This is a genomic window from Fusobacterium ulcerans ATCC 49185 (assembly GCF_900683735.1).
In the GTDB taxonomy this organism is placed as follows: Bacteria; Fusobacteriota; Fusobacteriia; order Fusobacteriales; family Fusobacteriaceae; genus Fusobacterium_A; species Fusobacterium_A ulcerans_A.
Genome location: NZ_LR215979.1, coordinates 3,693,372 through 3,714,600, shown reverse-complemented (window position 1 = coordinate 3,714,600; position 21,229 = coordinate 3,693,372). Strand labels below are relative to the sequence as shown.

The 21,229-nt window shown below is 30.7% G+C and carries 20 protein-coding genes; 11 read left to right on the top strand and 9 right to left on the bottom strand.

Annotated elements, in window-relative coordinates; all coding sequences use genetic code 11:
• The first annotated feature begins 81 nt into the window (after nt 1-81).
• On the top strand, nt 82-1,551 hold the full coding sequence (locus E0E45_RS16920) for a glycoside hydrolase family 1 protein (protein WP_130892214.1): 1,470 nt from the start codon (nt 82-84) through the stop codon (nt 1,549-1,551).
• Between the two features lie 165 nt (nt 1,552-1,716).
• Here E0E45_RS16920 and rpmA read toward each other — a convergent pair whose 3' ends face one another.
• From rpmA to rplU, 3 genes are read right to left on the bottom strand one after another with little or no spacing between them, the layout of a single operon-like run.
• Nucleotides 1,717-2,001 (bottom strand): 50S ribosomal protein L27, encoded by a 285-nt coding sequence (rpmA, locus tag E0E45_RS16915; RefSeq protein WP_005949932.1) that lies wholly within the window; start codon nt 1,999-2,001, stop codon nt 1,717-1,719.
• The gene (locus E0E45_RS16910) at nt 2,002-2,337 is read right to left on the bottom strand and encodes a ribosomal-processing cysteine protease Prp (protein WP_005978932.1); all 336 of its coding nucleotides are present in this window, start codon (nt 2,335-2,337) and stop codon (nt 2,002-2,004) included.
• Nucleotides 2,338-2,344: 7 nt separating this feature from the next.
• Entirely contained in the window at nt 2,345-2,656 is a 312-nt protein-coding gene (gene rplU / locus E0E45_RS16905) for a 50S ribosomal protein L21 (RefSeq protein WP_130892213.1), read from the bottom strand.
• Nucleotides 2,657-3,241: 585 nt separating this feature from the next.
• Here rplU and E0E45_RS16900 point away from each other — a divergent pair.
• From E0E45_RS16900 to E0E45_RS16865, 8 genes are read left to right on the top strand one after another with little or no spacing between them, the layout of a single operon-like run.
• The gene (locus E0E45_RS16900) at nt 3,242-4,465 is read left to right on the top strand and encodes a B12-binding domain-containing radical SAM protein (protein ID WP_130892212.1); all 1,224 of its coding nucleotides are present in this window, start codon (nt 3,242-3,244) and stop codon (nt 4,463-4,465) included.
• Between the two features lies 1 nt (nt 4,466).
• Nucleotides 4,467-5,771 carry a B12-binding domain-containing radical SAM protein gene (locus tag E0E45_RS16895; protein WP_130892211.1) on the top strand — a complete coding sequence of 435 codons (1,305 nt, stop codon included), beginning with the start codon at nt 4,467-4,469 and terminating at the stop codon, nt 5,769-5,771.
• A gap of 1 nt (nt 5,772) precedes the next feature.
• Nucleotides 5,773-7,107 carry a B12-binding domain-containing radical SAM protein gene (locus E0E45_RS16890; RefSeq protein ID WP_130892210.1) on the top strand — a complete coding sequence of 445 codons (1,335 nt, stop codon included), beginning with the start codon at nt 5,773-5,775 and terminating at the stop codon, nt 7,105-7,107.
• Between the two features lie 10 nt (nt 7,108-7,117).
• The gene (locus E0E45_RS16885) at nt 7,118-7,834 is read left to right on the top strand and encodes a hypothetical protein (RefSeq protein ID WP_130892209.1); all 717 of its coding nucleotides are present in this window, start codon (nt 7,118-7,120) and stop codon (nt 7,832-7,834) included.
• A gap of 59 nt (nt 7,835-7,893) precedes the next feature.
• A complete protein-coding gene (locus E0E45_RS16880) occupies nt 7,894-9,357 on the top strand; it encodes a GH3 auxin-responsive promoter family protein (protein ID WP_232044143.1) in 1,464 nt (487 codons plus the stop codon).
• Nucleotides 9,354-10,700 carry a B12-binding domain-containing radical SAM protein gene (locus E0E45_RS16875; protein WP_130892207.1) on the top strand — a complete coding sequence of 449 codons (1,347 nt, stop codon included), beginning with the start codon at nt 9,354-9,356 and terminating at the stop codon, nt 10,698-10,700. Before E0E45_RS16880 ends, E0E45_RS16875 begins: the two co-directional genes overlap by 4 nt.
• Nucleotides 10,697-12,028, top strand: coding sequence for a B12-binding domain-containing radical SAM protein (locus tag E0E45_RS16870; protein ID WP_130892206.1), 1,332 nt, complete (start codon nt 10,697-10,699; stop codon nt 12,026-12,028). Before E0E45_RS16875 ends, E0E45_RS16870 begins: the two co-directional genes overlap by 4 nt.
• A complete protein-coding gene (locus E0E45_RS16865; protein WP_130892205.1) occupies nt 12,012-13,070 on the top strand; it encodes a hypothetical protein in 1,059 nt (352 codons plus the stop codon). The genes E0E45_RS16870 and E0E45_RS16865 overlap by 17 nt, the downstream gene beginning before the upstream one ends.
• A gap of 94 nt (nt 13,071-13,164) precedes the next feature.
• Here E0E45_RS16865 and E0E45_RS16860 read toward each other — a convergent pair whose 3' ends face one another.
• The 6 genes from E0E45_RS16860 to E0E45_RS16835 all read right to left on the bottom strand — a co-directional run bounded on the left by E0E45_RS16860 (nt 13,165) and on the right by E0E45_RS16835 (nt 19,736).
• On the bottom strand, nt 13,165-14,202 hold the full coding sequence (locus E0E45_RS16860; protein ID WP_130892204.1) for a Gfo/Idh/MocA family protein: 1,038 nt from the start codon (nt 14,200-14,202) through the stop codon (nt 13,165-13,167).
• A gap of 9 nt (nt 14,203-14,211) precedes the next feature.
• Nucleotides 14,212-15,138 carry a sugar phosphate isomerase/epimerase family protein gene (locus E0E45_RS16855; protein WP_130892203.1) on the bottom strand — a complete coding sequence of 309 codons (927 nt, stop codon included), beginning with the start codon at nt 15,136-15,138 and terminating at the stop codon, nt 14,212-14,214.
• 26 nt (nt 15,139-15,164) lie between these two features.
• A complete protein-coding gene (locus E0E45_RS16850; RefSeq protein ID WP_130892202.1) occupies nt 15,165-16,127 on the bottom strand; it encodes an ABC transporter permease in 963 nt (320 codons plus the stop codon).
• Entirely contained in the window at nt 16,124-17,620 is a 1,497-nt protein-coding gene (locus E0E45_RS16845; protein WP_172604211.1) for a sugar ABC transporter ATP-binding protein, read from the bottom strand. Before E0E45_RS16845 ends, E0E45_RS16850 begins: the two co-directional genes overlap by 4 nt.
• A 65-nt stretch (nt 17,621-17,685) precedes the next feature.
• Nucleotides 17,686-18,684, bottom strand: coding sequence for a substrate-binding domain-containing protein (locus E0E45_RS16840; RefSeq protein ID WP_130892200.1), 999 nt, complete (start codon nt 18,682-18,684; stop codon nt 17,686-17,688).
• Between the two features lie 38 nt (nt 18,685-18,722).
• Complete coding sequence (locus tag E0E45_RS16835; RefSeq protein ID WP_130892199.1) at nt 18,723-19,736, bottom strand: LacI family DNA-binding transcriptional regulator; 1,014 nt, start codon at nt 19,734-19,736, stop codon at nt 18,723-18,725.
• A 252-nt stretch (nt 19,737-19,988) separates the two neighbouring features.
• Here E0E45_RS16835 and E0E45_RS16830 point away from each other — a divergent pair, with 252 nt between their 5' ends.
• Together E0E45_RS16830 and E0E45_RS16825 are read left to right on the top strand one after the other, a co-directional pair.
• On the top strand, nt 19,989-20,693 hold the full coding sequence (locus E0E45_RS16830; RefSeq protein WP_172604210.1) for a tRNA threonylcarbamoyladenosine dehydratase: 705 nt from the start codon (nt 19,989-19,991) through the stop codon (nt 20,691-20,693).
• Nucleotides 20,694-20,704: 11 nt separating this feature from the next.
• Nucleotides 20,705-21,208, top strand: a complete 504-nt coding sequence (locus E0E45_RS16825; protein WP_130892197.1) for a flavodoxin — start codon at nt 20,705-20,707, stop codon at nt 21,206-21,208.
• Nucleotides 21,209-21,229: the final 21 nt, after the last annotated feature.

Genomic DNA, 21,229 nt, shown 5'->3' with positions numbered 1-21,229 from the left:
AATTTTAAATTTTTGAGCATAACAAAAAAGATTTATTAAATCTTTAAAATTTATATTTAATTTAAATTAGGAGGTAATTTTGTGAAAAAAAATATTTTTCCAGCAGATTTTTTATGGGGAGGAGCTACTGCAGCGAATCAATGTGAAGGAGCTTGGAATATAGATGGAAAAGGAATATCTATTGCAGATTGCACTAGAATAAAAAAGAATGTTAATAAAAAAGATTATAAATCACTTCATGAAATTAAAAGTGAAGATATTGAACGTGCAATGTCTACAAATGACACTATTGAATATCCAAAAAGACATGGAATAGACTTTTATCATTACTACAAAGAGGATTTGGACTTATTTCAAGAAATGGGATTTAAAACTCTTAGAGTCTCTATTCAGTGGACAAGAATATATCCAACAGGAATAGAAGAAGAGCCAAATGAAGCAGGATTAAAATTTTATGAAAACCTTTTCAAAGAAATGAAAAAAAGAAATATAGAACCACTTGTAACACTACATCACTATGAACTGCCGCTATATATCTGCAACAATTTTCAAGGGTGGTATCAACGTGAAGTAATAGGACTATTTTTAAAATTTTGTAAAACAGTTTATACAAGATATAAAGGATTAGTAAAATATTGGCTTACATTTAATGAAATTGATAGTGTATTCAGACATCCTTTTACAACATTAGGAATGGTTCCCGACAGATTTCCAAAAGATAAATTTGAAGAAGTTGTATATCAATCATTGCATCATCAATTTGTGGCAAGTGCATTAGCAACAAAATATCTGCATGAGATAATACCAGAAGCTGAGATGGGATGTATGATTACTAAAACATTATCTTATCCAGAGAATTGCCATCCTCAAAATGTGCTATTAGCTTTAAAAGATAATAGAAAAAATAATTTTTATTCAGATGTTCAGGTAAGAGGTACTTATCCACAGCATATAAAAAATGAGTGGGAAAGAAAGAATATTACAATTCACTTTGAAAAAGAAGATGAGGAAGTCTTAAAGAAATATACTGTTGACTATGTGGCATTCAGTTATTACATGAGTAAAATTTCAAGTATAAATGAAGAGGGAAAAGAAAGAGTAAGTGGAAATATAAGCAGTAGTGTTAAAAATCCATATCTTGATATAACAGAGTGGGACTGGCAAATTGACCCTACAGGTCTAACAACTTCATTGATTGACTTATATGACAGATATGAAAAACCACTATTTATAGTAGAAAATGGATTGGGGTATAATGATGCTATTGAAACTGATGGAACTATCCAAGACGATTATCGTATTCAATATTTTAAAGAACATATTTCAGCTATTGCAGAAGCAATAGAAGAAGGAGTAGAGGTAATGGGATATACTCCTTGGGGTTGTATAGATTTAATAAGTATGTCAACTTGTCAAATGAGCAAGCGTTATGGATTCATCTATGTTGATTTAGATGATGATGGAAATGGAAGTTATAAAAGATACAAAAAAAAGTCATTTGAATGGTATAAAAAAGTAATAGCTACTAATGGAAATAATCTTTTAGATTAAATAATATTATTTTAGGAAGTCTGATATATTAGACTTCCTTTTTATCATTTTAACTATATAATACATTAAAATTTTCACTCTAGTTTTATTTCAATTTTCTTATTTTTAAATAAAAAATGAGAAGCTTTGATTTCTCTAGCTTCTCAGTATTTTTATTAAATGCTATTATTTTTCAGAGTAAATTGAAACTTGTTTTTTGTCTTTTCCAAGTCTTTCAAATTTTACATACCCATCAATTAGAGCAAACAAAGTATGATCTTTACCCATTCCCATATTATTTCCTGCATGTATAGCAGTTCCTCTTTGTCTAACTATGATGTTTCCAGCTTTAACAACTTCTCCATCATATTTTTTGATTCCAAGATATTTAGGATTTGAGTCTCTTCCGTTTTTAACAGAACCTTGCCCTTTTTTATGTGCAAATAATTGTATATTTAAAGTAAATTGCATCTATTTTTCCTCCTTCTCTACAAGCTTTACATTTTTAGGATATTCTTTTGATAAATTTTCAACCATTAAAGCCATGCTTTCTAGAAGAGTATCTAGTTCCCTTTCTTTACCTTTATTATCCATTCCTCTCATATCTACCCTAAGGTATCCATCAGAATCTATATCAAATTTGGGTATCAGCTCAAGAACGTCCTGCATTCCCCCTAAAGGCATTTGTAATGCCATTGACAGGGCTGCACATACTATATCTTCTCCATATTCAGCATAGTCCGAATGACCAGTAGCCTTGTATCCCACAATTCTACCATTTTTTCTAAAGATTTCAACTCTTGTCATAAATTAATTAAGCGTTGATTGAAGTAACTTTGATCTCAGTAAATGATTGTCTGTGACCTTTTTTTCTGTGGTATCCTGTTTTTGGCTTGTATTTGAAGTTAACAACTTTAGCACCTTTACCTTGAGCTACTACTTCTGCTACAACCTTAGCTCCGTCAACTACAGGAGTTCCAACTTTTACAGTTTCTCCATTAGCTACTAAAAGAACTTCAGTTAATTCTACAGTTGCGTTAACTTCAGCATTTAATTTTTCTACTCTTAATACGTCACCTTCTGCTACTTTGTACTGTTTACCACCAGTTTTTATAACTGCGTACATTTTAACACCTCCAAAAGTATTGCAATCGCTGGTTTAGGGTTGCTGATGACCCTTTCCAAGCGTAATCTACGGTAAAGTATATCATAATACATATGAAATGTCAATAAAAAGAAGATATTTATTAAGCTTTAATGTAAAATATTTCCTTTTCCTTTGGATAATTAAAAACCTCTTTGATAAATTTCAATTAAAACACCTTAACTTTATAAAAAAATTTTAACTTTTGAAAAATACAATATTTATATTTACTAACCCATATTTAAAAATTGAAGTTTTATTACTTTTTGCAGTTTTACAACAGAACTTATAAATCCCCACTAAATATCTAAAAAAGAAATTTTTAACCACTATATTTTCTTTTAACCAGATTTATTTGTGGATTTCAGAAATATTATTGTATACAATTTTTATTGAAATAGTTCCTGTATATTGACTCTCAATAAATATTACTTCTTATTTTTATAGAAAAAATATACTATAATAGTAATAAGAAACATTAAGGGAGGGATTGATATTTTAAAAATACTTTTTATTCATGCTTGGAACAAAACAGAAAAATCATACAGAGGAATATTTTCCAATCTAATGACATATCCATCACTCACTTTACCTACATTGGTATCACTAGTACCAAAAGATATAAGTGCAGAAATAGATGTTTGTGATGAAATATCATATAAAGTAGATTATAATAATAAAAAATATGATATTATTGTAATTTCTTTTGATACCTCTTCCAGCAAACAGGCATATATACATTCAAAAGAATTTAAAAAAAGAGGTGCATATATTGTAATGGGAGGATATCACACCTCTGCTGTACCTAAAGAAGCAGCAGAACATTGTGATACTGTAATAATAGGAGCAGGTGAGATATCTCTTCCTGAATTTTTTCATGATTATCTCAAGGGAGAACCTAAAAAAATATATAATAATCAAAATATAGATGTAAGAAAAATAAAAATGGTTCCAAGGAATGTGATAAAAAGCAAGAGATATATGAAGGTATCACCAGTAATAGCTGATAGAGGCTGTGATAACAAATGTAGTTTTTGTGCTATAAGCGAGATGTGGAAAAGTAATCCCAGACCAGTAGAAGATGTGATTGAAGAAATAAAAAGTTTAAAAAGCGATAAAATAATATTTTTTGACCCAAATTTCTTCTATCCTAAAGAGTATTCTTTAAAATTAATGAAAGAAATGGAAAAACTAAAAATAAAATGGGCTGGAAATGGTACAGCTGATGCTCCTTTTGACGATGAGCTTATGGAAGCTGCCAAAAGAAGCGGATGTTCAGGTATTCTCATAGGGTTTGAATCTCTTAGAGAAGAAACTTTAAAAGGAGTAAATAAAAAATTTTCCAATGTAGAAAGATATAAAGATTGCATAGATAGAGCTCATAAATATAATATAGCAATAAATGGTTGTTTTGTATTGGGAATGGATGGAGACACTGAAGAAGATTTACTGGCACTCCCTGAAAAAATAAAATATTTAGGACTAGATTTGGCAAGATTTTCTATTTTGACTCCTTTGCCAAATTCTGAACTATATAGAAAAATGGACAAAGAAGGCCGAATAATTATAAAAGACTGGTCTAAATATACACAAAACAACACAGTTTTTCAACCAGAGAATATGTCTATGGAAAGACTGGATGAAATATACAGAAAAGTATGGAGAAAAACCTACACATTTAAAAATATATGGTTTAGAATAAAAAATTCTTCAAATAAAACTCTCACAGAAAAGTTCATACTCCTTGGAGCAAATATAGGCTTTAAATACCTAGGAATACAAGGAGATTAGAATGAAGGTAACAATAATAAGAGTAAATATGTTTGAGAAGAACAGCAATGACGCAATGAAACCTCTTATATTTCCTATACTTGACAGTCTTACCCCTGAAGGGATTGAGTTAGAATTTTTTGATGACAGGATAGAAAAACTTCCCACAGAAATAAATTCTGACATAATTGTTTTTTCAGCAGAAACTTTTTCTATCAAGAGAACATATATGTTATCCCAAAAATATAAAAAAGATGATAATATCACTGTTATTGGCGGATTCCATTCCACTGTATTGCCAGAAGAGAGTAAACTATACTGTGATTGTGTCTTAGTAGGAGATGCTGAAGATACATGGAGTAAAATGATTGAAGATTATCAGAAAGGCAAATTAAAAAAAATATATGTATCGAAATTTAATAGGGATCTTGGATATATCGAACATTATCACAAATCTTTTGAAGGAAAGAAATATCAACCTGTAGGAGTAGTACAATTTTCCAGAGGGTGTAAATTTGACTGTGATTTCTGCTCCATAAAATCAATGTATCAAAAAAATGTAAGACAGAAAAACTGGGATATTGTAGAAAGAGAATTGAAAGTTCTTAAAGAAAAAATACTATTCTTTATTGATGATAATCTCTTTTATAATAAAGAAAGTTTTTTTAAATTTCTTCAGATAATAAAGCCTTTAAAAAAAAGATGGGTATGTCAAATAAGTTTAGAGATAGCTTTCCAAGATGATATGCTGGAAGAAATGAAAAAAAGTGGCTGTTTTATGGTATTAATAGGTTTTGAATCTATGAACAGTCTGAATCTTCAACAAATGAATAAAAAAGCTAATCTAACAATTAGTAATTATGATAGTGCTGTGGAAAATATATATAAACATGGATTACTTATATATGGTACTTTCATATTTGGATATGACTATGATACCTTGGAAAATGTAAAAGGAACAGTAGATTTTGCTCACAAACATAACTTTGCAGTTGCAAATTTTAACCCTTTAATACCTATGCCAGGCACAAAACTTTATGATAGACTGGAAAAATCAGAAAGATTGCTATATAAAAAATGGTGGCTGAAGGAAGGGTATTGTTACGGAGATACTGTATATACCCCTGTAGGAATGTCTTCTGAAGATTTAAAAAATCTATGCAGAGATGCTCGTTTTGAATTTTACAGTATAAAGAATATATTAAAAAGATTGATAAAAAACAGACTTCATCTTTCTTTGAAAAATATGTGGATATATCTTTTGATAAATATAGTTTCTAGAAAAGAGATTCATCAAAAACAAGGAAGAGTACTGGGAGGAAGATGAAATGAAAATAACATTGATAAAGCCTAATATCGGAAAAAAGGGAGATAATCTTTATGTAGATGAAGGAAGAATGGAACCTCTCCAGTTAGGAATATTAGCTGCCCTTACCCCAGAAGATATAAAAGTAGTGATGTATGATGACAGAATGGAAGAAATTCCTTATGATGAATATACAGATTTAGCAGTACTCACAGTTGAAACTTTCACAGCTAAACGAGCTTATGAAATAGCTGAAAACTATAGAAATAAAGGTGTAAAAACCCTTATGGGGGGAATGCATGCAATGTTGATACCATCTGAAGTTCAGGAACACTGTGATTCTATTATAGTTGGGGATGCTGAACCTGTATGGGAAGAAATGATAAAAGATCTAAGAGTTGGAAAATTGAAAAAAAAATATGAGGGGGAGCAACCTCTCATTCCTCAGAAAAATATTATTGCAAGAAGAGATATTTTTGAAGGAAAGGGATATCTTCCTATAACTCTTATCCAATTTTCCAGAGGATGCAGGTATAGATGTAATTTCTGTGCTTCCAGTGCATATTTTAAAAACAAACACTTTTGCAGAAGAGTAGAAGATGTTGTCACAGAAATAAAAAGCCAGAAAAGAAAATTAATTTTCTTTGTAGATGACAATATCACAGCAGATTTTCAAAAAGCAAAGGAACTATTCAAAGCATTAATCCCATTAAAAATAAAATGGGTAAGCCAAGGAAGTATGGATATGCTTTATGACAATGAACTCATGGAACTCATGGTAAAAAGCGGCTGTTTAGGATTGGTAATAGGATTTGAATCTATAAATGAAGAAAACCTCAAAAATATGAATAAAAGTTCAAATAGACAAAAAAAATTTGATAAATACAAAAAAGAAATAGAAATATTGAGAAATTGGGGGCTTCAAACATGGGCAGCATTTACAGTTGGACATGATGGAGATACTATAGAAAGCATTCAGGAAACTTGTAACTTTGCTATTGAAAATAAATTCTGTTTTGCAGCATACAATATTTTGATGCCTTATCCAGGAACTCCCCTTTATGAAAAACTAAAGGAGGAAGGAAGACTTCTCTATGATGGAAAATGGTGGCTTCATGATGAATATAAATTTAATTATTCAGCTATTCTTCCTAAAAATATGACACCTGATGAGTTAACAGAAATTTCTTTCTGGTGTCGTAAAAAATTCAACAGCCCTTTCTCCATATTTAGAAGAGCTTTTGACTTTAAAACAAATATGAGAACACCATATAGATTTTTTACATATCTTATCTATAATCCTCTTTTTAGAAAAGAGGTACATAAAAAACAAGGAATGAAATTTGGAAATAAATAAGGGAGAGCAAATGAATCTAAAAGGAAAAATTGTTAGTATAGACAAAATTAACAATAAAGATATTGATGAAATGTATGAACTTATGACAAAATTTTATGACAATATGGAAAAGGATATTTTTACAATGGATTTTTATAACAAAGATTATTGTATAATATTAAGAGATGAAAAAGGTAATATAAAAGGTTTTTCAACACAAAAGCTAATAAATTTTTCTGTTGAAGGAAAGGAAATATATGGAATATTTTCTGGGGATACAATAATACATAAAAGTAACTGGGGAAGTTTGGAATTATTCAGAATATTTGCAGATTTTTTCTTTGATATAGGTGAAAAATATGAAGATTTTTACTGGTTTCTCATTGTCAAAGGATATAAAACATATAAAATTCTTCCAACTTTTTTTAGAGAATTTTATCCAAACTCCCTTACAGAAATACCAGTAGAGATGAAAAAAATAATGGATAATTTTGGTGAAAATTTTTATCCTAAAGAATATAATAAAAAAACTGGAGTTATAGAATATAAAAAAATAAAAAAAGATAAATTGAAAGAGGGAGTTGCAGATATTACAGAAAGACATTTGAAAAATAAAGATATAAAATTTTTTCAAGAAAAAAATCCAAAATATTTTATGGGAAATGATATGGTATGCATCACAAAACTCAAAAAAGATAATCTCTTAAATGAGGTAAAATCTTTGCTTTCATTGGAGAGAGAAAAATGATATGTTGGTTTGTAAATACACTCATCTGCTCCCTTTATAAAAAAGAGTACAAAAAATATATGAGCTGCAAAAATATCAAAGAAGTTCAAGAAGAGAAATTCAAAGAGATTCTTGAAAAAAATAAAGATACTTTATATGGGAAAAAATACAACTTTAGTGAGATAAAAACACCTGAAGAATATAGAGAAAAAGTTCCTCTCACAAATTATGAAGACTATCTGGAATATATAGAACTGATAAAAAATGGTGAAAAAAATATCCTTACTAAAGAGGGAATAATTCTTTTGGAACCAACAAGCGGCTCTATGTCATCTAGTAAATTAATTCCATATACAGAAGGATTAAAAAGAGAATTTCAAGCTGGAATTAAACCATGGATATACTCTCTATATAATAATTTTTCTGAAATAAAAAAGGGAAAAAGTTACTGGTCTGTTACTCCCATGACTACTGAAAAAAAATATACATCTGGAGGAATTCCAATTGGTTTTGAAGAGGATAGTGAATATTTTGGCAAAATAGAAAATTATCTTATGGATATAATATTTGCCTCTCCTAAAAATATAAAGCTAGAAAAAGACATAGATAATTTTTATTTAAAAACAGCTGTAAAACTTTTAGAAACAAAAAATCTTTCTCTTATATCTGTATGGAGTCCATCATTTTTGCTTCTGCTGATACAATATATCGAGAAAAATAAAGAGGAGCTTTTAAAAAAAATTTCACTTAGAAGAAGAAAAGAAATAGAAAATTATCTTATCAATGGTGAATATTCTGAGGTATGGAAAGATTTAAAAGTTATCAGCTGCTGGGGTGATGGAAATGCTGCCCACTATATTAATGATCTGAAAAATATTTTTAAAACAGCAGCAATACAACCAAAGGGAATTCTTGCTACTGAGGGGTTTCTTTCCTTTCCTATTGGAGATGAAGAAGGAAGCAGAATAAGTTATTATTCACATTTTTTTGAATTTATAGAAATGGAATCCAGAGATATAAAACTTGTTTATCAGCTAGAAGCTGGAAAAAATTATGAAATAGTACTTACTACAAGTGGTGGTTTGTATAGATATTGTATAGGAGATATAATCACAGTGATAACTGTTAAAAATGGAAATCCTGTCATCAAATTTTCTGGAAGAAAAGGAATTGTCACTGATCTTTTTGGAGAAAAGATCAGTGAAGAGTTTGCAGGTAAAATTTATAAAGAGCTGAAAGCACAATATTTTATGCTGACACCAGAAAAAAATAGATACAGACTTTATTTGAAAAATCAGTGGAAAATCTCTAACTCAAAAATAGATGAGATGTTCAGAAGAAACTTCCATTATGATTACTGCAGAAAACTTGGTCAGTTAAAAGAGATTGAAGTATTCATACTTACAGGAGAACCTGAAAAAGAATATACAGAATACTGCTTAAAAAAAGGGCAGAGATTAGGAGACATAAAACTGAAAATACTTTCTCTAGAAAATGGATGGGATAAAGTGTATACAGGATATTTACAAAAGGGGGAAAAATGAGGATAGTTTTCTTAGCTCCATCTGGGGCTATGCACAGATATAATGGAAATTTTGGGAAGGTGCTTCATTATGCGCCTCTTACTCTCACAACACTGGCATCACTTATACCTGCAGAAATAGATGCAGATGTTGAAATATTTGATGAATCATCTGAAAAAATACCTTTAAATCTAAAAGCTGACCTCATTGTTATTACATGTATTACAGGAACTGCTCAAAGATGTTATGCTTATTCAGATTATTTTAGAAGTAGAGGGATAAAAACTGTCCTTGGGGGGGTGCATCCTTCTCTTATGCCAGATGAAGCTCTAAAACATGCAGACGTTGTAATGACAGGATTTTCAGAATTTACATTTCCTCAGATGATAATGGATTTTAAACTAAAACAATTAAAAAGACTCTATGTACAGGGAAATGATTTTTCTATGGGAGGAAAGCCATTACCAAGAAGAGATCTATTGAAAAAAGGATACATAACAAAAAATACAATAGAAGCTGTAAGAGGCTGCTCTCTTCCTTGTACTTTCTGTGCCTATCCTGCAGCTTTTGGAAAGAAAATATATAAACGTCCTGTGAAGGAAGTAATAGAAGAAATAGAAACTTTTAACTCAAAAATAGTTCTCTTTCCAGATGTAAATCTCATAGCAGACAGAGAATATGCACTAGAACTTTTTAGAGAAATGATACCTCTAAATAAATACTGGCTGGGGCTGGCAACATCATCTGTTGGAATAGATGATGAACTGATAGATATTTTTCATAAAAGTGGATGCAAAGGTCTTCTTATAGGTTTTGAATCTATCTCTCAGGACTCTCAAAAATATGTGAACAAGGGAATAAATAATGTAAATGGATATTCAGAACTTATGAAGAGGCTTCATGATAATGGAATACTTGTACAAGGATGCTTTGCTTTTGGAGGAGATGAAGAGGATGTTTCTGTTTTCGAAAGAACAGTGGAAGCTGTAATAAAATCAAAAATTGATCTCCCTAGATATAGTATTCTTACACCTTTCCCTAAAACTGATTTTTATGCTGAATTGGAAAAACAAGGAAGAATAATAGAACATAATTGGGCAATGTACGATGTAGAGCATTGTGTATTCCAACCTAAAAAAATGACAAAAAAACAATTAGAAGATGGAACTGCATGGGCATGGAATGAAACATATAAAGCAAAAAATATTTTAAAGAGGTTGGCTCCTTTTAATCATAGTCCATGGCTTTCTTTTCCTTTAAATTTTGGCTATAGAAATTATGCAAAAAAATATGAGTATTTCACTAAAGAAGTTATGTGTGATAACTCAGATATACCTTTATCAGAAGGAGGAAATAAGAATTGAAAATAATATTTATTGTTCCTGCCATTGGAAAGAAAAAAGGTGAAAAATATATAGGAACATGGAAAATGGAACCTCTTACAATAGCAGTATTAAAATCTCTTACTCCTTTAGATGTAGAAACAGTCCTCTATGATGATAGAATCGAATTGATAGATTATGGAGCTAAAGCTGATGCAGTGATAATTCCTGTGGAAACCTATACTGCTAAGAGAAGCTATGAAATAGCAGAAAATTTCAGGAGAAGAGGAATAAAAGTAATATTAGGTGGATATCATGTAACTTTGATACCCAAAGAAGCAGAAAAGTATGCAGACTGCATTATCACTGGAAATGCAGAGACGATATGGAATGAGGTAATAGAAGACTGCCGTTCCAATACTCTAAAGAAAAAATACAAAGGAGAAACAACATATCTTCATATTCAGCCTGATAAAAGTATATTTGAAGGAAAAAAATATGTACCTGTATCTCTTGTGGAAACAGGGCGAGGATGTTGTAACAGCTGTGAGTTTTGTGCTATAGCAGGATACTATAAATTTCATTACTACCCTAGACCTCATGAAGACATAGTAAGGGATATAAAGGATTCTAAACATAAATATCACTTTTTAGTAGATGATAATCTAGTAGCAGACAGAAAAAATGCCATGGAACTTTTTAGAAAACTAGAACCTTTAAAAATAAAATGGGCTGGACAAGGAACTCTAAATATGGCAAAAGACAAGGATCTTCTTACTGCAATGAAAAAAAGTGGCTGCGAAATAATATTGATAGGTTTTGAAAGTCTTGATACAGATAATCTTAAACAGATGAATAAAGCTGTAAATATCATGGAAGCTGAGCGAGATGAGCTTGTTCAGCGAATACATAATGCTGGAATAGGAATTTATGCTACTTTTGTCTTTGGTTATGACAATGATACCCAAGATACTATAAAAAAGGCAGTTGAATTTTCCAAGAAACATAATTTTTATACAGCAGCATTCAATCATTTACTTCCCTTTCCTGGGACAAAACTCTATGATAGATTGAAAAATGACAACAGACTGTTGTATGATAAATGGTGGCTGGAAGAAAATTACAACTATGGAGAGCTGGCATTTAAACCTAAACAAATGAGTCCTGAAGACCTAAGTAAAGCATGTCAGAATGCAAGAAAGGAATTTGCTTCCTTTAAAACTGTATTCAAAAGAGGAATACAGGCTATGAAATATAGCAGTCCTATGCTGTGGAGCCTCTTTTGGATAATGAATTTAAGTATAAACAATGAAATTGATCAAAAAATAAATGTACCTATAGGGAGGAATTTAGATGAGTTTCCAAAATAAAAAATTTACTCTAACAAGGGCAGAAAAAAAAGATACTGGAGATATTGAAAAAATCATGAACAGTGGGAGTTTTAGTGGTGGGATAGAAGTTCAATATCTAAGAGGGAATGACCCCCTTGCTTCTTTTGAGAAAGAAGGAACTGAATCTTTTATATATATTCTCAAAGAAAAAGAACATGGAGAAGCTGTTGGGATGGGAGGATGTATAGTAAGACCTGCCCTTGTAAATGGAAAAATTAAAAGAGCTGGATATCTTACAGGGTTAAAGATTATTCCTGAATATCAGAGAAGAGTCATGTGCATCCCAGAGATATATAGATTTTTTTATGAAGAAACTAAAAATTATATAGACTTTTACTACAGTTCTATTCTTGAAGAAAATACAGCTGCTCTCCTGCTTTTGGAAAAAAGACATAAAAATATGCCTGAATATAGATTTCTTGACAGTTATATTGTATATTTTTGTAAAACAGGAAATTTCAAGAAAACAAATTTTCAAATAACTAGATGTGATTTTTCTCAAGCTGAAGAGTTTTATATAAAAGAAGCTCAAAAATATAATCTCACATACCCTTCATTGAACAGCAATGATTTAAAAAATGGAGAATTTTATGGTATCTATGAAAATTCTCAATTATTGGGAATAGGATATCTCCTCAACCAACAAGATTATAAGAAATATGTGATAAAAAATTATTTGGGAATCTACAAATATATTTCAAAACTTCCTACACGACTTTTAAAATATCCTTCATTTCCAAAGGAAAATCACTCTGCTGACTATACATCTATGGGAATAATGGTAAAAGATAACAATGTCGAACTTGGATATGAACTTATCACACAACTGCTAAAAATTTCCCCTAAACGTGATTTTGTGATGTTGGGACTTTTAGAAGAAGATCCTCTGAATAAAGCCTTTTCAAGAATTAAAAATATTAAATATCGAAGCAGAATATATCATGTAACTTGGGATAAAGAAGATAAAACAACTGATGAACTTAAAGAAGCTCTTTTGAAATTAGAGGTAGCATTTTTATAATCATGTAATAGTATTTATTTTTTTTTAAAGTAATATCTATTCTATAATATTAAAAGGACAGCTGTTAACTTAAACCGCTGTCCTTATTATTTTTTTATAATTTTATCTCCTTTTTCTCTTCAATAGCTTTTATTATTCCTTTTACTACTTTTATAGAAATAAGTCCATCTTCTGCTGTTACAGGAGATTCTTCATTTCTTAAAATAGTATTTACAAAAGCATCTATTACACCAGTTTTTGTCTGATTGTCATTTGTCTGTATAGCTTCAACTTCCAGCTCTTCCATTTTTCCATCTTCATAGATTATTTTAATCTGATATTTAGGATCATCATATATTCTAATTATCCCCTTCTCCATATACAAAACAGTTGAATTATCTTCCTGTCCATAATATGTCCAGCTGAAAGTTCCTGTCCCTATTGCTCCACATACCATTTTTAATACACAGATTGCATTGTCATAAACTTCTACAGGATCTCCATTCTCAAAAGTTTTATGAAGAGTTCCTCCCATTCCACATACACTTTCAAATTCTGAGTCTGTAAGATATCTGATAAGATCTATTTTATGAACTCCCAAATCTCCTATTACCCCAAATTCACATTTATCTTTTTGGAAAAACCATGTATTTTTAGATTTACTCTCTGTCCATGATTCAGGGCCTCCATGTCCAAAAGTAGTTCTGAAAGTGATTACTTTTCCTAATTCTCCACTTCTTATTATCTCTCTCACTCTTTTATGAGCTTCTGTAAATCTCTGATTATGATCCATCATAAATATTTTTCCAGTTTTTTTCTGCATATCTGCTATTTTCTCTGCTTCCTCTACATTTTTAGTCATAGGCTTTTCACACAATACATGTTTCCCAAGCTCCATAGCTTTTGTAGAGATAATACAGTGCATATTATTAGGAGTACAATCACTTACTGCATCTATTTCTGGATCATTTAAAATATCCATATATTCATCTACAGCTTTTCCACCAAATTTTTCTACCATTAATTCAGCTCTTTTTTTATTCAAATCATAAAATGCTGCTATTTCCACATGGGGATTATCCAGATATTCAGGAGCATGTCTTTTTTCAGTTATAGAACCGCATCCAATTATTCCTACCCTTATTTTCTTCATCTCTGCCTCCTACATCCTTTCCTTTAAATATTTATACCCCAATTCAAGACCCTCTTTTACTTTTTCAACTGTATCCTGATACTCTAAATCTTCATGCTCTATTACCAACTCATCATCATACCCAATTTCTTTTAGTGTATCAATAAATTTTTTCCAGTCTATATCACCTTTTCCTGGCATTCTATGTCTCCAGAATCCCAGATCCCAGCTATCCTTTCTCCCTAATTGCTTTCCTAAAATACTGTAATATTTTTTCTTATCCTCAAATACCTCTGTATCTTTAGCATGAACTTCAAATATTTTATCCTTGTAATCTTTCAAAGCTTGAATATAGTCTATTCCCAGCCATAATAAATGTGATGGATCGTAATTCAATCCAAAATTATCATATGGAAGTCTTTTAAACATCTCATCCCACAATTCTGGAGAATATGAGATAGTCCCTGCCCATCCGCTTTCATGCCACCCTGGCATAGAACAGTTTTCTATTATTATTCTTACATTTTTTTCTTTCGCATACTCAAGTATAGGCTTGAAAACTTTTTCCATCTCATCAAAATTTTCCTCTATTGGAAGGGTCATATCTCTTCCTATGAAAGTTCCTACATTTTTTACTCCTAAAAGTGAGGCTGCATCTATTACTTTCATTAGATGATCATTATATCCTTTTCTCTTCACAGGATCATGATCCAGATTATTGTCATAATAAGCAAGAGTTACAATTGTCATCTCATTTTCTTTAAGAAAAGCATTCAACTTATTTGCCTCTTCTTTAGTAAAATTTACTACATCTATATCGCTTCCTGAATAATCTCTGGAATTTGTTTTAGGCCAGCATGAAACTTCTAATGTTTCAAATCCTATCTTATGAGCCCATTGTATTTTTTCATATATTGACATATCTCCCATAATCCCAGTTAAAAATCCTAATTTCATATGAACCTCCATAAGTTTGTTATATTTTAATCATTACCTTTTTTACTTTGGAAAATTACTGCCAAAATTATTATTATTCCTTTTACCAAACCTGACAGAAATGGTGGAATACGAGCTGCTATAAGGATACCTTCTATCATTTGAAGCATTATAGCTCCCAAGAAAGTTCCCATTATTTTTCCTCTTCCTCCACTCATAGATGTTCCACCAATAGCAACTGCTGCTATTGCATCCAGCTCAAAAGACATTCCCACATTAGCTGCTGTGATAGAAGTAAGTCTTGATGAAAGGAGAAAAGAAGCTATTCCTGTTAAAAATCCTGTAAGTGTAAAACATAAGGTTTTTACTTTTACTACATTTACTCCAGTAAGGAAAGTAGCATTTTCATTAGAACCTACAGCATATACATATCTTCCAAATTTAGTATATTTCACTAAAATAACCATAAGTATAGTTATTATTATAAAGATTACTGCAAGGTTAGGCACACCTAAAAACTTCCCTGCTGCTATTTTCCTAAAGCTCATAAGTATCTTCATCTTAATATTAAAAGGCCCGCCCTGTCCAAGCTGAACTATTATAGATCTATAGGCACTCATTGTAGCAAGAGTAACTATGAAAGGTGCCATTTTCCCTTTATTTGTTATCAGTCCATTAATAGTTCCTAGTAAAGCACCAAATGCCATACAGAAGAGCAACATTATAAAAGGACTTTCTATTCTATTGAGAACAACTACTCCTAATCCTGCTACAAGGGCACATTGCGACCCTACTGACAAATCTATCTGCCCTGATATGATAATAAGAGTCATTCCAAGTGCTATTATCCCTTTAATAGATGATTGAAGCATAAGTGTAGATAAATTTGTCCATGACAGGAATGAGTGATTTATTGCAGTTGCTATTACAACAAGTACTAAAAAAGAAAATACAAATGTATAATTAGAATATATTTTTTTCATATCTAGATTTTTATTCAACTGACTCATATTTTTTCCTCCATATTTGCTCCTGTAGCATAGTGCATGATGTTTATCTCACTGAACTCATCTCTTGTCAGTTCTTTATTTATTCTTCCTTTATACATTACAAAACACCTATCTGCTACTTTATTTATCTCTGGATATTCAGAACTGAATATTATTATTCCCTTTCCAGTTTTAGCCAATTCATTGATTATCTTGTAAATTTCAAATTTAGCTCCTACATCTATTCCCTGTGTAGGATTATCAAGAATTATCACATCAGTATCCAGTTCAAGACATCTTCCTATAATTATCTTCTGCTGATTTCCTCCTGAAAGTGATGTTATATAGTCATCATAGTGTCCAATTTTTGTGGACATCTCTTTTTTTCTTGCATCAAATCTTTCTATTTCTGATTTATCATCAATAAAAAGTTTTTTATGTTTTGAAACAAATCTTGAAACAGAAAAATTATTAAGTATACTCATATCTTTTATAATAGAACGTTCTTTTCTATTTCTCTGTACCATACTTATTCCATTTTCCACTGTATCTTTTATACTTCTATACCCAAGTTTTTTTCCATTTATCCATACTTCTCCAGAATCTATTTTACATACCCCATACAACGCCTCTGCAAGCTGATCTCTTCCATCTCCATGCAGCCCTGTAACTGCTACAACTTCCCCTTTTCTCAAATTAAAAGATATATCTTTAAATTTTCCTTCTGAAGTTATATTTTTTACTTCCATCAATATTTCTTCTGATATTTTTTCTTTTTCTATCTTTTCATTTTCTATACATCTTCCCACTAAAAGTTCAGTAGCTTTTCTTTCATTTATATCCTTAAAATAACCACTTTCTATAAACATTCCATCTCTAAGCACTGTATATCTGTCACAGATACTGAAAAGCTCTGGCATTTTATGAGATATATAAATCATAGTCACTCCTTGCTCCTTTAATCTTCTCATAAGAACAAAAAGCATTTCTATCTCTTTATTAGTTAAAGCTGTTGTAGGCTCATCCATTATTATAAGCCTCGCATCAAAAAGAAGAGCTTTAGCTATTTCAACAAGCTGTTTTCTTGATGTTTCCAAATGTCTTACTTCCATTTCAGGGTCAATATCCAGATTCATTTTTTCAAGAATTTCTTTAGATCTTTTTATCATTTCTTTCTTATTTAGAAATCCATATTTATTAAGAAGCTCCTCTCCAAGAAAAAGATTTTCATAGACAGTAAGATCATTTACAAGATTTAATTCCTGATGTATAAATCTTATTCCCATTCCCTGTGTTTTCTTAGTATTAAGGTCTTCTATTTTCTCTCCATTAAAAAAAATCTCTCCCTGTGTAGGCGGAAATGTCCCTGCCAGAATATTCATCAGAGTAGATTTCCCTGCTCCATTCTCTCCTAACAGTCCGTGTATTTCTCCTTTATCTACACTGAGGGAAACATCTTTCAAAGCCTGTACAGGACCAAAACATTTCACTATATTCCTCATCTCCAAAAGCATGATTTTTATCACCTACCCCATTTTTTAAATAAGGGTGGGAATTCCCACCCTTAAATTAATTTATTTTAGATTCCACTTTCATATCTTATTTTCCAATGCTCACTCTTCATATAGTCTTTGTAGTTATTGTTATCTATTGTTTCTGTAGGAATAAGATATAGTCCAGAGAATGTTTTTCCATCTAATATATCTGCACCCATTTTAACTGCATCTCTTACCATTGTAGGAGAGAACAGATAAGTTACTTGATCTATTCCTAAATCATTTTTGAATATATCAAAAGTTTCTATATTTTCTCTTCTTCCACCAACACCAGTTACAAGTTTAATATTAAGTTTAGCATTTCCACTATAACTCATTATTGCATCTAATACTCCAAGCATAACTTCATCATCATGAGTAAATACAGCTTTTATACTTTCCACTTCATCTTTTTTCAAGCTATTAAGAAGTGTTTCCATTTGTTCCTGAGCTTTTGCTCTTTGCCAGTCAGTACTGAATTGTTGAAGAATATTAATATTTTTATCAGCAGTTTTAGCAAATCCATCTGAACGTTGTTGAGGAACTGTAGAGTTATCCCCTTTGAACTCAAGGATATTAACTTTTCCTTTTTTCAAATCTTCAGCAAAGTATTTGTTCAAATATCTTCCAGTCTCTTCTCCTATTGTAAAGTTATCTCCCATAACTTCAGCAGTAGGTTTAAATTCATCAATTAAACGGTCGTAGATAATTAATGGAATCTTAGCTTCCATAACTTTCATAGCCCCAGATCTTAATTCATTCCCATTATGTGGCCATAAAACAATACAATCAACTTTTTCATTAATCAAGGTATCTAACTGGTTATTTTGTTCTGATGCTTCAGCAGAAGTAAGGAATTTGTATTCAAATCCATTAGCCTTAGAATATTCCTCAGCTGCTGCTCTAGCGTGTTTTATACTCTCTCCCAAAAATCCATGAGTTGCATTAGGCATAACAATTCCCAGAACTTTTCCTCCAGCACTTGCAAATGCAGCTACACTTAAAAGCAATAATGTTGCTAATAATGTAAAAAATCTCTTCATCAAATCAATCCTCCTTATATTTTATTAGAGATATCTCTCTACTTTAAAACAAATTTATTGGTTGTTTCTCTGACTATAAGCTCATGGTCTAAAATGATTTTTTCAGGATCACTGTATTCTCCTGTTATTTTTCTCACCAAGCTTTTTACTGATTCTGCTCCTAATTCATATCCTGGCTGTGATACTGTTGTAAGTGATGGTTCTGTAACTGCTGAAAAATCTATATTGTCAAATCCTATTACTGCTGCTTCCTGTGGTATTTTCATATTTTTAGTATTGAGAGCTTTTAATATTCCTATAGCTATCACATCAGATACTGCAAATATTCCTATATTTTTTACCTCTCTATTATTTAAAATTATATTCATATGTTTCTGAGCTTCTTTTATAGACAATTCATCTAAAAGTATTTCATTTTCCTTTTTAAATTCCAGTCCATTATCTCTCATAGCTTCTATTAATCCCTCTCTTCTTAATGTAGAATATGTATAATTTTTTTTCATTGAGAAAAGATATATATCTTTCTTCCCTATTGATATAAGATGACTTACAGCTTCATAAGCAGCTTTTTTATGATCTATAGTCACATAAGTAAGTCCATTTTCCTCTATATACTCACTGCACTGAACTATCTTTTTGAAAACGTTTTCATCTTTTATTTTTTCCATTATCTTATCTTTTTTTATTTTCTCCATAAGTATTATTCCATCTACAAGTTTGGTATTCAACAGAGTGAGATAATCTAATAATTGTGCTTCTGATGAGTAGCTGCTTCCTAAAATAATATTATACCCCATACTTTTAGCTGTTACTTCTACTCCCTCTAAAATGGCAGAATAATAAGGATTTGATATCTCTGGAACTATTATCAAAAGCATATTGCTTTTAGTTCTTTGAAGGCTGCTTGCCATAAAATTTGGTGTATAATTTAATTTTTTTATAGCTTCCTCTACCCTTTCCCTTGTTTCTTTTTTTACATTTTTCCCATTTATAACTCTTGAAACAGTAGCTAATGAAACTCCTGCATATTCTGCTACATCATTTATTTTCATCTTGTTATGCACCTCTTTTTGAAAACGTTTTCATCTCTCCTGTTGATAAATTATATAACTCATGATCTCTATTTTGTCAATAGCTTTTTAAACATTTTTTTCTATTTACTTACATTTACTTCCAATTATTTTCATATTATTATTTAGAAAACCTCTGTATCCTTTAATCTCTAAAAAATATATTATTGATTTTTTATGAAAAATAATATATTATTTACTAAGATAGTAAATAATATATTTGAGGATGATGACATGATATTTCAAAGAACTGAACTTTTGATAGGAAAAGAAAACCTTGAAAAACTTCAAAATTCTCATGTAATAGTATTTGGGGTTGGAGGAGTTGGAGGCTTTGTCATAGAAGCTCTAGCCAGAGCTGGCGTTGGGGAATTATCCATTGTAGATTTTGATACTGTGGATATTACCAATCTCAACAGACAGATTATTGCCTTACAGGATACTGTGGGAAAATTAAAAACTTCTGTTATGAAAGACAGACTTCTTTCTATCAATCCAGATATAAAAATACATGAGTATTCAGAAAAATTTTCAATAGAAAATTATGATAAATTTTTTAAAGGCAAAAAGTATGATTATATAGTAGATGCAATTGATTTAGTGACTTCTAAACTGGTACTAGCTGAAACAGCTCAAAACACTGGTACTCCAATTATTTCTTCTATGGGTACTGGAAATAAAATTGAACCAACAATGCTTGAAGTAGCTGATATCTACAAAACTTCTGTATGTCCTTTAGCTCGTGTTATGAGAAAAGAGTTAAAAAATAGAAGAATAAAAAAATTAAAAGTGGTTTATTCAAAAGAAATCCCCAGAAAACCTGAAAATGAAACTGGGAGCAGAGAAAAAAAGGTAAATGTCGGAAGCATATCTTTTGTTCCTTCAAGTGCTGGGCTTATAATAGCAAGTGAAGTTGTAAAAGATATCTGTAATTTATAGGAGGAATAAATATGAAAAAAATAGGAATTTTTTATGGAACAACATCTGGAAATACCACTGGTATAGTTGATGAGATAGAATTCTACCTTAGAAAAGATGACTACCAAACATATAATGTAGCTGATGGAATATCTGAAATAAAAGATTATGAAAATCTTATTCTTGTCTCTCCTACTTATGGAGTTGGAGAATTGCAAGAAGATTGGAACAATGTTTTTGAAGAGTTTAAAAATATAGATTTCACAGGTAAAACTGTTGCCATAGTAGGACTTGGAAACCAGTTTGCTTTTGGTGAATCATATGTTGGAGCTATGAAAATACTTTATGATGCTGTTGTAAAAAATGGAGCAAAAGTTATTGGATTTACTTCTACAGAAGGATATCATTATGAAGAAACTGAAGCAGTTGTAGATGGAAAATTTGTAGGTCTTGCTCTTGATGAAGGAAATCAGGGAACAGACACTCCAGATAGAATTAAAGAATGGATAGAAAAAATTAAACCATATTTCAACTAAAAATTAAAGAGGTTGACACCG

What these genes read in the sequence shown, in the direction of transcription:
- rpmA (WP_005949932.1), bottom strand. Translation starts at nt 2,001, where the DNA reads ATGCAATTTACTTTAAATATACAATTATTTGCACATAAAAAAGGGCAA.
- E0E45_RS16910 (WP_005978932.1), bottom strand. Translation starts at nt 2,337, where the DNA reads ATGACAAGAGTTGAAATCTTTAGAAAAAATGGTAGAATTGTGGGATAC.
- rplU (WP_130892213.1), bottom strand. Translation starts at nt 2,656, where the DNA reads ATGTACGCAGTTATAAAAACTGGTGGTAAACAGTACAAAGTAGCAGAA.
- E0E45_RS16900 (WP_130892212.1), top strand. Translation starts at nt 3,242, where the DNA reads ATGACATATCCATCACTCACTTTACCTACATTGGTATCACTAGTACCA.
- E0E45_RS16895 (WP_130892211.1), top strand. Translation starts at nt 4,467, where the DNA reads ATGAAGGTAACAATAATAAGAGTAAATATGTTTGAGAAGAACAGCAAT.
- E0E45_RS16890 (WP_130892210.1), top strand. Translation starts at nt 5,773, where the DNA reads ATGAAAATAACATTGATAAAGCCTAATATCGGAAAAAAGGGAGATAAT.
- E0E45_RS16885 (WP_130892209.1), top strand. Translation starts at nt 7,118, where the DNA reads ATGAATCTAAAAGGAAAAATTGTTAGTATAGACAAAATTAACAATAAA.
- E0E45_RS16880 (WP_232044143.1), top strand. Translation starts at nt 7,894, where the DNA reads ATGAGCTGCAAAAATATCAAAGAAGTTCAAGAAGAGAAATTCAAAGAG.
- E0E45_RS16875 (WP_130892207.1), top strand. Translation starts at nt 9,354, where the DNA reads ATGAGGATAGTTTTCTTAGCTCCATCTGGGGCTATGCACAGATATAAT.
- E0E45_RS16865 (WP_130892205.1), top strand. Translation starts at nt 12,012, where the DNA reads ATGAGTTTCCAAAATAAAAAATTTACTCTAACAAGGGCAGAAAAAAAA.
- E0E45_RS16860 (WP_130892204.1), bottom strand. Translation starts at nt 14,202, where the DNA reads ATGAAGAAAATAAGGGTAGGAATAATTGGATGCGGTTCTATAACTGAA.
- E0E45_RS16855 (WP_130892203.1), bottom strand. Translation starts at nt 15,138, where the DNA reads ATGAAATTAGGATTTTTAACTGGGATTATGGGAGATATGTCAATATAT.
- E0E45_RS16850 (WP_130892202.1), bottom strand. Translation starts at nt 16,127, where the DNA reads ATGAGTCAGTTGAATAAAAATCTAGATATGAAAAAAATATATTCTAAT.
- E0E45_RS16845 (WP_172604211.1), bottom strand. Translation starts at nt 17,620, where the DNA reads ATGCTTTTGGAGATGAGGAATATAGTGAAATGTTTTGGTCCTGTACAG.
- E0E45_RS16840 (WP_130892200.1), bottom strand. Translation starts at nt 18,684, where the DNA reads ATGAAGAGATTTTTTACATTATTAGCAACATTATTGCTTTTAAGTGTA.
- E0E45_RS16835 (WP_130892199.1), bottom strand. Translation starts at nt 19,736, where the DNA reads ATGAAAATAAATGATGTAGCAGAATATGCAGGAGTTTCATTAGCTACT.
- E0E45_RS16830 (WP_172604210.1), top strand. Translation starts at nt 19,989, where the DNA reads ATGATATTTCAAAGAACTGAACTTTTGATAGGAAAAGAAAACCTTGAA.
- E0E45_RS16825 (WP_130892197.1), top strand. Translation starts at nt 20,705, where the DNA reads ATGAAAAAAATAGGAATTTTTTATGGAACAACATCTGGAAATACCACT.